Raw genomic sequence first — 12987 nt, 5'->3', positions numbered from 1 at the left:
AGTGTTTGGGCAAGGCGCTGCCGCCCCGGGCCAGGCCCAGGTGGTGCAAGTCAGCGAGGGTATGGGGGATCAGTTCGTGGTCAGGGGCATCGTGCGTTCAACATCGCCGCCGTGGTCATTGATGTACTTGAAAGTGACCGTGCCCGATGAAGCCGACGCGGCACCTGGCAACGGGAACGACTGCTTGGAATAGGGGCGAAGCATGTCAACATTGGCGGCTTCGGTCTTGCGACCATTCACGGTTATCGAAGCCCTGACCGTGCTGACATGGAAGGGGCTGTTGTTGTCTGCCTGCAGTGCCCAACCGTGACCCTGAGGCACTACAGACCAGCGGAGGCTGTCGATGGCAGAGGCAGAGTCAAGCTTGCTGATCGACTGCGGGCGGTAGAACAGCTTGAGCCGATTGCGGAATATTACGTTTACAACCGCACTGGAGGCTGCTTCGCCTACCGGACTAGCGGGTATTTCAGCAAGGCTGAAGGTGAACACGCTCTCGCGGTCCGCCGGCAAGTCTCCACCAATCGCGCGCAGCCTGAACGCCTGGTGCTTTCCCTCATCCACGCGCGCAACCGGCGGCAGTACGACAAACGGAGCGTTGCTCTCCGAAGGCGGCGTTCGGGCGCCATATTCGCTCACCCAGGCCTGTACCAGCACCGGACCGCTGCCTGCGTTCTGCGTCCGAACGCTCAGCTCTTTGGTGCCTTCCGCGTAAATCACGCGATTGGATTCAACCACGACCTTGGCTTCGACCCCGACACTAGCCAGGAGTGTCGGCGCCGCAAGCGCGCAGCACATCAGTGTTCGATGGATGAAAGGCATGAAGACATCCTCAGCAATCAGGTGGTTGCCGGGGGCCTAGTGCCCCCGGCAGTACGGATCAGTAGTTATCGATGTCGAAGACCAGCCTGCCGCTGAAATCACCCTCGGTCAGATCAGCCCCGCCCGGTGCGTGATAGCGCGCGATCCAGTTGTACTTGAACTCGCCACCAGTATCCTTGTCACGCTGCAGGGCGGGGTCGTCGAGCTTGGTCAGGTCAATCGCTGCGTCGCCGTTGTCAGCGTCCAGAAACTTGACGATAGCGTTGGTCCGGGTCCCCGAACCGCCCGCGGTATCAGTGATCATGCCGTCCGCGTTGATGGCGCTGGCAGTCTTGTCTACAACCAGGCGTGCTTTGTCCTTGGCGCAGGTTGCGGTACCGGCGCCGGCCTTCAGCGTCATCGTGAACGGCGTGCTGCCCACGGTGGGATCGCCCTTGAATGCACCTGCATTGATCTGGCGCAGAGCGACGGTGTTGGAGCCCGTGCTGACGTCGACCGCACAGGTCGATGCAACGACCTTGCCGGTGAAGGTGATGGTGGCGTCAGCGGCGTGAGCCGAGGCAGCGGCGCCCAACGAGAGCGCGGCCGAAAGAGCAATTGCAAGCTTGTTCATGATGTTGAATATCCAGTGTTTGGTAGGTGTACTGCGTTCAAGCCGCGCTATGCCTGGGCTTGAGCGAAGGGCATTCCCTTCGAGAGGAAATGTTAGGGATGTCACCGATGCGCAGGCATAGGACAACGACGAGAAATGACGAGACGCACGGCGTCGGAGGATTGATTCAGAACGCGTACCGCAACCCCAGCGTCGCTTCGCGCGACACCAGATCCAGCTGCAGCTTCTCGTCCTGCAGGCCACGTGCGTTGGCGAACGTGTTCCAGCCACTTTCGGTGCGGCCCAGGTCCGCATAGCGGTATCCCAGATCGACCGTCATGTTGGTCCCGGCGGCAATCGAAACACCGGCCCCCATCGACCAGGCCAGGCCGGTACGCGTTGCCTTGCCGTACCGGCGGTTTGGCGTACCCTGCCAGCCGCCTGACTGGATGTGCGACAGACCCGCACCGGCGGTGGCGTACAGCGACCATGCCTGGTTGATCGCAAGATCGCGGTAGACATTGAGCATCAGCCGCTGCGAACGCACGTCGTGATGGTTGCTGCTGGTGGTGAAGGCGCTGGAACCGCTGGTGTAGGTGTCCGTGCGCCGGGCGACGAACTCGCCTTCACTGCGCCAGCCATTGCCATAGGCGCGGCCAAACGCGAGCGAACCGGTCACGAAATTCTGCTTCTGGTCACCCGCTACGAAGCGGCCGATTCCGGGCCGGGCACTCGCGTCCATGTTGCGGGCCTGGTGGTGCGCATCAATGACCCGGACGGTCTCGTAGTTGTGTGGGTCGCCGGCCATTGCCAAGGCAGGAATGCACATGCCGATGGCGGCGCCAACGACCATGAAGGGATTGGGCATAGGGTTCTCCAGTACTCCGGTCAATGCGCAGTGCGCAACACGCACTGCGCCTCTACTCAGCGCGGCTGCTGCACCCAGGTGCCGAGACGTGCGTTGTAGCGGAAGGTCTTCGCCTTGCCATCGATGCCGTACCCGCCAACACGGTAGGCCCTGGAGTTGGACACATCGGTAAACTGGATGATGTCGCCGTGGATGCCACCCGTCGGCAGGCTCATGAGCATCGGCGTGATGACGTCTTCCGCTGGGCCGCTGATGACGATGTCAGTCCAGCGCTGCGCCGGCACCGGCAACTGCGGTTGGGTCGGCTGGAAATGCCTGCGCCCATGGCGCGCATGCCACTTTCCATCGGCGTTGAAGACGAAGCTGCACTCGCTGCTGCCCGGGCAGACCTGATCGTGGCCCTCGGCCAGCTGTGCGCCGGTGAGGGTCGTGCCCCAGGTGGCCCGGTTGCTGATGGAAAGGACGGCGCCACGTTCGGCGGTGTCCGGCAACGACAGCGTGCCCACGTGATAGCCGTCCCAGAGGTCCATCTGGGTGACGACGTGGTCGGTGCTCGGGATCTGGAAGTCCGGAACGTTCTGGCCAAGCAGCGTGCGCGCAGACAAGCCCCCGGTCACTTCCCAGCGCTTGCTGCCGCTGCTCCAGGCCAGCTCGATGTTGCTCAGCGGCTGCACCGGAACATAGGCCAGATGGGAGAACGCAGTGTCGGAAGCGAGCAGGCGGCTTCCCGCTGTGGCCAGCGAACTCAGCACAACGGTATCGCCGCTGCGCGGATTGCTTGGCAGCTTGATCTCCTGGGTCCAGTCGTCGTTCGACAGCTCGAAGTACACCTTCGTGTAGCCGGACGGAAGATCACCCGTGCCGCCGTTCTTGCTTGGGGTCAGGTAGGCCTCGGCAGCCGAAGCGGCCAGCGGGGTAATGCAGGCCAGCACGGCGCTGCACAGGAGCTTGCGTGAAATCATGATGTCTCGCGGTTGCAGTTGAGGGTTGCCGCACGCTGCCCTTGCCCGAAGCAGGTGATGCGGTACATGCAACGATGCCGACCGTAGACAGGTACATCTGTCTGACGAGTACGATTTTCACTCAGCCTTCACATCACACCAGATCCACCTTGCTGCGCGGACCGCACGCGCCGCCAGGCACGCGGTCCGGCGATCTGGCAGTGCAGGGCTGGCGCCCTGCACTGCTGGTGATTCAGCGCTCCGGGCTACCCCAGCGGCCCTCGCTGGCGTTGTAGCGATAGGTCAACGGTGTCGACTTCACCGTGGTGCCATTGATGCGATACGCGCGCGAGTCCGACACGTCACGGATCTGCAGCACGTCGCCGTCGACGGCCTCAACCGGCAGCATCATCGACAACGGGGTGTTCACGTCTTCGGCAGGTCCCTGCAGGACGATGTCGGTCCAGCGCTGCGCCAGCTTGGGCAGCTGCTCGGTGGTCGGCTGGAAGTGGGCACGCCCGCGGCGCGGATGCCACCGGCCATCGCCCCCATCGAAAACAAAGGCGCAGGTCTGTGCGACGGCGCAGGTCTGAATGCCACCGGCCAGTTCCGGGCCACTGATGGTCACGTCGTTCTGGGTGTAGTTCACCAGGCCAAGCACCGCACGCGCCGGTGCATGCGGCGGCAGGCCGACGCTGGAAACGTTCCGGGTCACATGCAGATCCACGAAGGTCTGCGTGATGGCCGGTGCCTGTGCGTGAGCCCCCTTGTTGAGCACGATGCGCGTCGCATCCGCACCGTAGGGGGTAGTCATCCAGCGGCCCAGCGAGTTGGACTTCCAGAGATTGTAGCTGCTCAACGGCGACACCGGGATATAGACCAGATCGGCTACGCTGGTGCCCGCCGCATCGAGCATGCTGGCGCGGCGATCAGCCATCGAGGTCAGCACAACGTCATCGAGATCGCGCGGGTTGGCCGGCAACGTCAGCATCGGTGCAAAGTCATTGTCGGCGATCTCGAAGAACAGCTTGGAATAGCCCGACGGCATGGCGCCGCTACCACCGTTGGACTTCGGGGTCAGATGGGCTTCGGCGGCACTGGCGGTGAACGGTGCCAGGCACAGCAGGGTGGCAGCACACAGGAGCTTGCGGGAAATCATGAGGTCTCGTGGTTTCAGTTGAGGGACGCCGCTCCGTGCCCAGCGGGCACGTACGGAGCGGCGACCACAACCATGCGCCGGGCAGCGCATTGCTGCTGCCTGACGAGTACGATTTTGACCACGCGCTCATGCTCCGCTCGCCGAAAGCGAAGCGAGACCTGCCAGGCCTCGCCTCCCCGTCCTTGATCGATCAGCAGGCCTGATAGACCCAGCGACGCCGAGTGGCTCCATAGCGGAAGGTCAGTGACTTTCCGCGGACGGGTGCCGGGATGAAGAGAGTGGTGTTGATCGGCCGAATGTGGGCGCAGCGATCACGGCTTGGATTGCTGATCTGATAGATATCGCCATCGATGCCGTGCACTGGCAACTACATGACGGCGTCATCCGTACTGGGCGCCCGTTGCGGGTTGTCGAACAGACCCCACCTCCTGACCAACCCACCAGTGCTGACCGTCCAACGATCAGAGTACGAGGATCAATCGTAGTTCCTCCGCCTGAGGAAGGACGTCTGCCGGGCGTCGGCAACCGGCAGAGAGACAAGATCTTCGTACAGGGTCCCGACTATCCACACGCTCGCCAGCTACTTCGCTGCCGATGTGAGGTGGACGCGATCGAGGTCGCCCTCGATCCAGTTCGAATCGTCAGCGGGTGGAGTTGCGGGCTTGCGGTTGCGGTGCGTCTTCGAGGCAGCCGCATGGCTCGATCACCACGTCCGGCCAGGTGCTGCGCAGCTGCCTGCGCTGCGCCGGCGATGCATAGATGTAGACATTCAACAGATCCAGGAACCGCTTCTGGCCATGCGGCGACAATCTGGAAAAGCTGGACATCAATGCGGCGATGCGTACATCGAGCAGGCGCGACACGGCGGCTCCGTCGGCAGGTGGGTTTGGCCCTTCCACCCTAGCCGCCTGATCGGCCGTTTCCATCGGACAACGCCTGATTTCCGCATGCTCAGTCATCGTCGTTCCTGCGCGGCCCACGTGCCAGACGCGCCCCCTGTGATGCCGACACCATGCCTTCGTTGAGCGCGTACTCGAAGATTTCCGCGCTGCGCTGCAGGCCCAGCTTGCGCATCGCCGAATGCTTCTGCGTGCTGATGGTCTGCCGACTGCGCTGCAGCTGCTGGGCGATCTCCTTCTGGGTCTTGCCCTCGGCGATAAGGCGCACTACTTCGGCCTCACGGCGCGTCAGCACCGCCTGTTCAATGGTCGCGCTGCCCAACTGGCGCTCGATCTCCGGCGACAGATAGGGCCGTCCCTCCTTCGCCGCACGAATGGCCTCGGCCAGCTCTGGAATAGGGTCAGCCTTGGACACGATGCACGACACCCCTGCCCTGCGGATGCTGGCCAACACCTGTGCGCCACCCACGCTGGTCAGTACCACCAGCGGCACGGCCGAGAAGCGGCGGCGCAGGAAGCCGACCAGCGCCACGCCATCGCCATACTGGCCACCGGGCATCGAGTAGTCGGTCACCGCGACATCCACGGGAAACCTGCCCAGCGCTTCGACCAATGCCGTAGAATCCTCGACGCCTGCCACGACGTCGATGTCCGGCACTTCGCCCAGCGCCTCCCGCACACCGGCCAGGATGACGGGATGGTCATCGGCGATGACAATGCGGATGCTCATGCTGCATGCTCCTTGAAGCGGTTCGTATGTTTTCCTGCTGTACGGCCAGCCATTTCCCGAACGACCGGACCTCCCATTCCATGATCCAGCTCGCCATCCGCGTTGCACTTGCCGACGACCATCCGGTCATCCGCCTTGGCGTGAAGTCGGCGCTGGACGAGGCGCCTGCGATCCACTGCATTGGCGCGGCGACCGATTCCACCGGCCTGGTGGCCCTGCTGGAACGCGAGCCCTGCGACGTGCTGGTGACCGACTATGCGATGCCGGGCGGCATCCACGGCGATGGTTTGGAGCTGCTGGCGTACCTGCGCACGCACTTCCCGCAGTTGCGCGTTGTGGTGATGACCGGCCTGGAACAGCCCAGCCTGCTCAACCGCCTGGATGCGCTGGGCGTGCCCGGCATCCTCAGCAAGGGCGACGACCTGCACCACGTGCAGGCAGCGGTGATGGCGGTGTACGCGCATCGCCGTTATCTCTCGCCCAGCGTGGCCGAGCTGCTGCAGCGCAAGGAAGTGCGCCGCGTGACCGCGCTGTCCGAGCGCGAGCAGGAAGTGGTGGCGCTGTTCATTTCGGGGCTGAGCGTGGCCGAGATCGCCGAGCGCTTGGGCCGCAAGAAGCAGACGGTCAGCACCCAGAAGATCAACGCCATGCGCAAGCTGGGCGTGGAGCGCGATGCGGAACTGCTGAAGTTCGCCTCGGACCTGGGCCTGGATGCGCCGGCAGGCTGAGCACGCCGCCGCGCGGCGGCATGGGCGGCCGCTCATGGCTGCGCCTCCAGAGCCTGGCGATACTCCTCCAGCCGGACGTGCAGCGCCTGCTGCAGTTCATCCAACGTGACGTCTGCCACCGGCACGCCGTCACGCAATGCCGCTTCCACCGCCCCGCACTGCTCGGCCAACAGTGTTTCGCCCAGCATCTGCAGTGCCCCCTTGAACGCGTGCACGCGCTCCAGCAGGCGCTGCGGGTCGTTCGCTGCGCGCGCCTCGGCAATGGCCTGCAGATCCTTGTCGCCGGTCTCGACGAAGATGCGCCGGATCGCGGCGGAGACCCTGCGGCCACCGGCGGCAATGCCCGATGCCACCGGGCGCGGCGTGCGCGCATGCACCTTGCTCAACCCGGCTTCCAGCCGGTCCAGGTTCAATGGCTTCAGCAGCAGGTCGTCGATGCCGGCCGCCAGGCAGCGCTCGCGCTCACTGGCCAGCGCGGTGGCGGTGATCGCCAGGATCGGCAGCGAGTGGCCCCGGCTGCGCAGCTCGCGCGCCAGCGCGTAGCCATCCATCACCGGCATGTTGATGTCGGTCAGCACCGCCAGGTAGGTATCGTCCTGCCACATCGCCAGTGCTGCGCGGCCGTCCTCGGCCGCATCGACGGCAAACCCCAGCTCTTCCAGCTGCTGCTGGATCAGCTCGCGATTCACCGCATTGTCTTCCACCAGCAGCACCCGCCCGCGCGCGTCCACCGCCGTGGCACGCGTCGGTTGCGGTGCCGGCATGATGGGTTCGTCGGCGCCGATCGCCAGCAGCAGGGCGTCGCTGGCGTAGCAGGTCACCTCGGTATAGTCACCACGCTGCTCGGGATTCAACGGGCCTTGTGCATGCGCAAGCACGGCATGGTGATGGGCGCTGGCCAGCTGCCGTTCTTCCTCGCGATCCCACGGGCGGTGATCGCCGATGATCAGCAGCACGTCGCCGCCGGTCCCGGCCTGCGGATGATCGAGTACGGTGACTGCCGCACCCCACTGCACCAACAGTCGCTCGAACTCGCTGCGCCATTCCGGAGACGATGACAGCAGGGTACTACGACGCCCACGCAGTGGCTGCGGCAGCGGCGCCGTGGCAGCCTGCGTGCGCACCGGCAACTGCAGGGTGAAGCTGCTGCCTACGCCTACCGTGCTCTGCACCGACACCTGGCCGCCCATCGCCTGTGCCAGCTGCTGGCACAGGGCCAGGCCCAGGCCGCTGCCGCCGTAGCGGCGCGAAACGCTGGCATCGGCCTGCTGGAAGGGCTGGAACAGCTGCCGGGCCTGTTCGTCGGTCATGCCGATGCCCGAATCCACCACCTGCACCCGCAGCTGCGGGGCGGCGCCGTCGATCAGCAGCTCCGCACGCAGCAGGATGCGGCCGGAGGCGGTGAACTTCACCGCGTTGCTGACCAGGTTGTTGAGGATCTGGCGCAACCGGTGCACATCGCCGATGCAGTCCTGGCCCGCCGGCGCCTCCACCGCGAAGTACAGGCGCACGCCCTTGCGCAGTGCGTCGGGCGCGTACAGCAGCGCCACGCTCTCGATCAGCGGCCGCAGCGGGAACGGCGCCAGCTCGACATCCAGCTGCCCGGCTTCGATCTTGGAGAAATCCAGCACGTCGCTGATGATCCGCATCAGCGCATCGGCCGAGAAACGGATGCGGTCCAGCCGCTCGCGCTGGCCCGGCTGCAGCGGCGACCGGCCGAGCAGCTCCAGGTGGCCCAGCACGCCATTGAGCGGCGTGCGGATCTCGTGGCTCATGGTGGCCACGAAGGCTGACTTGGCACGGGTGGCGGCTTCCGCCGACTGCCGCGCCGCTTCGGAGTCTTCGCGTGCGCGACGCAGGTTCTCTTCCAGCTCCACCTGCGCAGTGACATCGCGCAGCGCACACACCCACACCGCCTGATCGTGATACCTGGCCAGCGCCAGGCTGATCTGCAGCTGGGTGGTACTGCCTTCATCGGCCGCCCAGTGCAGGTCCAGTGCTTCGTCGCCCTGCACGCCGCGCCCGGCCTCGGCCAGGCGTGCGTACAGCGGCGCCACCTCGCCCTCCGCCGTGCTGTCATGCTGGGTGACCTGCACCAGTTGTCGTGCGGTGTCGTTCTCCAGCAGCGGACGACCATTGTCGCGCGCGAGCAGCGCCAGGCCGATCGGCGCGGTGCTGATGATGGCGCGGCTGAGCGCCTCGCTTTCGTAGACCCGCGACGCATCGGCCAGCGCCGGCGTGAATACCCGCCGGTCAATACGGCGCAGCAGCCACCACAACAGAACGATGATCAGCAGCGCGCTGATCCAGCGGATCAACAGGTAGTTGCCCTGCGCCTGCCAGATATCGGACCAGTCGTAGACGTGGCTGAGCGTCCAGTCCACGCCGGGCAGCGCGCAGGCCAGGATGAAGCGGCCGTTCGCATAGTGGCGCACCGGCTTGGTACCCAGGCCACTGGCCACGGCGGCCAGTGCCAGCGCCTGCTCGTCAGCGGTGAGCCCGCCGCTGCTCAGCACCACGCGATGGTCGCCGGTGGCCACCAGGTAGCGGCCCTCTTCGCGCGCCTCCAGGCGTGCCCGGATGGTATCGATGGACTCGAACACGACGCGCCGGAAGTACGGCGTGGTGCCTTCGGCCATGGTCAACGTGCCGACCAGCGAGGCCTGGCCGTTGAAGGGGTTCACCGCGAAGTGCGAGCGCAGCCGCCCCTCGCGCGATGCCGAGCGGATCGGGCCGGGCCGCGGCGCCAGCCGCCGCACGTCGGGCTCGTCGCGCAGCAGCCGCGCAAACGCCTGCTGGCGCGTGGCCACGCCGAGGGTCTGAAGCAGCTGCGCCTCATCGCGCAGATTGGATACGGCCAGCAACCGCCCCTGCGGCTCGTAGGCATAGACCGTCACCGAGCCCGGCGCCTCCTGCGAGGTGATCGAATCGGCGGTATAGGCCGAATAGACCTCGATCATGCCCAGATAGGCACTGAGCTCGTGCGCTGGCAGCGGGTTGTCCTGCAGCCCGAGCACCAGCCACGGCACGGCCGTGCGGCCCTCGGCACGCACCAGGAGTTCCTCGCCCTGCGCATGGAAGCGTTCTGCAAGCGCGGCGCCGGCGTGCTGCAGGACCGGGCGCTGGTCGCGCCAGAGCACGTCGTTGCCGTTGACCACCGTGGCATACGCGCGGTCACGCTGGAACAGGAAGTAGTCCATCGCAGCCCGGGCTTCCATGAACGACTGCCGTTCACGGCCATGGAACTCTTCCACGTCGGCGATGGAGCTGACGATGGCCGCCAGCAACACCAGCACGGTGATCAGGGCGCCGCCGCCGATGAGGAGGCGCTTGCGCAGGCGGCGCAGGTCGTCCAGGCGCGCTGCGGCAGCCGAGCTTCCTGCGGTGGGCGCGGTTCCGGAACCTGCCATGACATTGATCCTGACGTGGGTGCCCATGCAATTTATCCGATTGCGACATTGACTGGCGGTTCTGGCTCGCTTTGAACCAGAGCCTGATACAGCGATTCGCTGGCATAGCAGGACACCACCTGCCCCTCCCCTTGCCACTGCGGACGCAGCGGACCTTCGCGGCAGACCCGCACCCACGCACGGCCGGAGCGCAACACCCCCTCCCATTCACCCGGGCCAGGCTCGAACATCACCACCGTCGCCTCCTCGGGAAGTTCCAGCCATGGGGCCTGTGCCAGCACTGGCGGTGTGACCACCTGTGCGCCGAAGCCGCGCAGCCGCCGCTCAAGTTCGGTGCGCCACGGCCCGGCAGCGGCCAACAGGCCCACCACCCGGCCTGCCAGTGGTACGGCCGCGACCTGCGTGACCGAGGTCGCCAGCGGGGTTTCGAACGCGAAACGGCTGCCGACCCCAGGCGTGCTTTCCACCCAGATCCGGCCGCCCATGCGCTCACAGAGCTGCTGGCACAACGCCAGGCCCAGCCCGGAGCCGCCAAATCGCGACAGGATGGTGGTGTCTGCCTGCACGAAGGGTTGGAACAGGCGGTCGCACTCTGCCTGGCTCAGGCCGATGCCGGAATCGGTTGCCTCAAAACGCAGCCAGGCCTGGGCGGCCTCGCGACGGCATGACACACCCAGCTGCACGCGACCGGACGCGGTGAACTTCAGCGCATTGCTGGCCAGGTTGCGCAGCACCCGCTCGATCGCCGCCATCGGCGCCACGGCACCTTCCGGCACGTCGGCGCCCACCACGCAATCGAGCTGCAGGCCCTTGGCATTGGCCATCGGGGCATACAGCAGCGCCACCCGCTCGAGCATCGCCGCCGGTGAGAACCGCTCGGGCGTCAATGTCCACTGGCCGGACTCGATGCGCGACAGGTCCAGCACGTCGGTGATGATGTCCATGAGCGAATCGGTCGACTGGCGCAGGCGCAGTACCCGTTCCATCGACTCTTGCGGCAGCGGCCCGCGCGCCAGCAGTTCCAGATGGCCGATGATGCCGTGCAGCGGCGTGCGGATCTCGTGGCTCATCGCTGCCACGAAATTCGACTTGGCGTGGCTGCGTGATTCGGCGGCGGCGGTCAGTTCCTGCTCGGCCAGCAGGGCGCGCATGTCCTCGCTGGTGTCTTCCACCATCAGCAGCACGCCTCCCGGCCACGCGTGCCCGCCGCAGTGGACGTGGGTACGGTGGAACAGTCGCTGCTGCGGATCGCTGGCCAGCGGCAGCTCACCGCTGAGGATGACCGGGCCATCGGCCAGATCAGCCTGCTCGACCGCGGCGCGCAGCTGTGGAATCAAGCGGCCACCGCTGGCGCGGTCCATCCGCTGCAACGGACTGTTGAGGTCCTGTACCTCACCACTGCGGGCGTCCAGCAGCGCGACCCCGACTGGAACATAGTCCAGCAGCAGACGCAGGCGCTGGTCGCGCGCGTAGATCGCCTTCACCTGGCGCAGCGCCGGCATGTACATGCGCTTGTGCAGCCACAGCAGGAAGATCCACAGCACGGCCAGCGCGGCGATCAGCGAGGCGCCGCCCGACAGCAGCATCGGCGCGATGCCGCGCAGGATGTCACGCCAGCGGTAGGTTTCCACCAGCGTCCAGGGCGTGCCATTCACCGCCAGCGCCAGGGTGAAGCGCCCGTTGTGAAAGCGTGCGCGGGTGGCATTGCCGAGCAGGACCCAGTCGGCGTCGGCGCCGCTGACATCACGTGCATCCTCGTGGCTGGAGAGCACGCGCAGGCCGTCACGGTCCAGCAGCATCAGGTGGCCCTGGCTGTTGCGGCGAAGCAGCGCCTGCAAGCGCGCCAGCGGTTCGTACGCAACGAAGGTGGCAATGGGTGCGTCTCCGGCGCTGGCCTGGAACACCGACACCAGCGAGGCTTGGCCGGTGATCGGATGGCGGCCGAAGGTGCGCTGCGGTGCGTCGCTGCGTGCCAGGCTCTCCAGCAGCGGCACCTGGTCATGCAGCGAGGCGGGGGCCAGCAGCTGCGCCGGAGCCCGCAGGTGCTCGAAGATCTCGTCGCGCGAGCGCGTGCCCAGTGCGTCGGCCAGGCTGCGCTCGGTCAGCCCCTTGTCCAGTGACAGATACTGTCCACTGGGATCAAAGAAGTAGGACGCTCCCACCGGCTCGCCTTCATCGGAGGTTCGGGTCAGGCGCTGGATCAACGAGACGGCGGCACTCAGCTGCAGGTAGCGCTTCAGCTCCTGCGGCTGCCACTGCAGTGTCTGCAGGCCGAGCGCCATCTGCGGGCGGCTGCTGTCGTCAGCCACCACCACCAACCGCTGCCCACCCTGCAGATAGGCCAGGTACATGGCATCGGAACTGGACTGGCCCAGCCGTACGTCGTGGCCCCAGGCGTACTCGGCCATGTTGGCCAGGCGGGCATAGCTGGCATCCTGTCGCGCCAGCTGGATCTGCAACGCGTTGTGGGCCCGGCGGAAATCGGCAATGCGCCGGGCCTCGTAGGCGTTCACCTGCACCACGATAAGCGTGATCAGCACGCTGATCGACAACAGACTGAGTACCGCCCCGCAGGCCAGCATCAGCCGCCGCGGGTAGCGCCGCAGTGCCTGCAGCTCGCCGCCATCGGCCGGACCCGCCCCGGCACGGGCGTGCAGGCGATACAGGGACGCTGCAATGGCTGGACGGGACGATGGCATGGCAACAGGCGGCGCGGTGCGCTCGCGTAACTCGAAAGGAGAGCCAGCATGCGTCGGCGGCGCCCGCGTCGATGTAGGACGATGTCCAATTTCGGGGTTTGGGGTGTCGCATTCCCCCCACTATTCACGCCAACCCACAATT

General features: G+C 66.1%; 10 protein-coding genes. 1 reads left to right on the top strand and 9 read right to left on the bottom strand.

Annotated features, from left to right (window positions below):
- Nucleotides 1-69 precede the first annotated feature (69 nt).
- From AC5P7X_RS11095 to AC5P7X_RS11065, 7 genes are all read right to left on the bottom strand, one after another.
- Nucleotides 70-819, bottom strand: a complete 750-nt coding sequence (locus tag AC5P7X_RS11095) for a fimbrial biogenesis chaperone (RefSeq protein WP_053500910.1) — start codon at nucleotides 817-819, stop codon at nucleotides 70-72.
- 58 nt (nucleotides 820-877) lie between these two features.
- Nucleotides 878-1432 (bottom strand): fimbrial protein, encoded by a 555-nt coding sequence (locus tag AC5P7X_RS11090; protein WP_070489831.1) that lies wholly within the window; start codon nucleotides 1430-1432, stop codon nucleotides 878-880.
- A gap of 166 nt (nucleotides 1433-1598) precedes the next feature.
- Complete coding sequence (locus AC5P7X_RS11085; protein ID WP_346607277.1) at nucleotides 1599-2279, bottom strand: outer membrane protein; 681 nt, start codon at nucleotides 2277-2279, stop codon at nucleotides 1599-1601.
- Between the two features lie 56 nt (nucleotides 2280-2335).
- Nucleotides 2336-3241: a hypothetical protein gene (locus AC5P7X_RS11080; protein ID WP_053500916.1), complete on the bottom strand. Its 906-nt coding sequence runs from the start codon at nucleotides 3239-3241 to the stop codon at nucleotides 2336-2338.
- 232 nt (nucleotides 3242-3473) lie between these two features.
- Nucleotides 3474-4379: a hypothetical protein gene (locus AC5P7X_RS11075; protein WP_495214814.1), complete on the bottom strand. Its 906-nt coding sequence runs from the start codon at nucleotides 4377-4379 to the stop codon at nucleotides 3474-3476.
- 641 nt (nucleotides 4380-5020) lie between these two features.
- On the bottom strand, nucleotides 5021-5338 hold the full coding sequence (locus tag AC5P7X_RS11070; protein WP_141750812.1) for a hypothetical protein: 318 nt from the start codon (nucleotides 5336-5338) through the stop codon (nucleotides 5021-5023).
- On the bottom strand, nucleotides 5331-6008 hold the full coding sequence (locus AC5P7X_RS11065) for a response regulator (protein WP_070489829.1): 678 nt from the start codon (nucleotides 6006-6008) through the stop codon (nucleotides 5331-5333). The genes AC5P7X_RS11070 and AC5P7X_RS11065 overlap by 8 nt, the downstream gene beginning before the upstream one ends.
- 80 nt (nucleotides 6009-6088) lie before the next feature.
- Here AC5P7X_RS11065 and AC5P7X_RS11060 point away from each other — a divergent pair, with 80 nt between their 5' ends.
- A complete protein-coding gene (locus AC5P7X_RS11060) occupies nucleotides 6089-6736 on the top strand; it encodes a response regulator (protein WP_053500238.1) in 648 nt (215 codons plus the stop codon).
- A gap of 32 nt (nucleotides 6737-6768) precedes the next feature.
- Here AC5P7X_RS11060 and AC5P7X_RS11055 read toward each other — a convergent pair whose 3' ends face one another.
- Nucleotides 6769-10146 carry a hybrid sensor histidine kinase/response regulator gene (locus AC5P7X_RS11055; protein WP_329842194.1) on the bottom strand — a complete coding sequence of 1126 codons (3378 nt, stop codon included), beginning with the start codon at nucleotides 10144-10146 and terminating at the stop codon, nucleotides 6769-6771.
- A gap of 32 nt (nucleotides 10147-10178) precedes the next feature.
- Nucleotides 10179-12845: a sensor histidine kinase gene (locus tag AC5P7X_RS11050; RefSeq protein ID WP_329842192.1), complete on the bottom strand. Its 2667-nt coding sequence runs from the start codon at nucleotides 12843-12845 to the stop codon at nucleotides 10179-10181.
- Between the last annotated feature and the right edge of the window lie 142 nt (nucleotides 12846-12987).

The sequence above is a fragment of the Stenotrophomonas sp. YJH_SMC_53 genome (genome assembly GCF_059369995.1).
The sequence above is the reverse complement of the archived record's forward strand: the minus strand, read 5'-3'. Positions and strand labels throughout refer to the sequence as shown.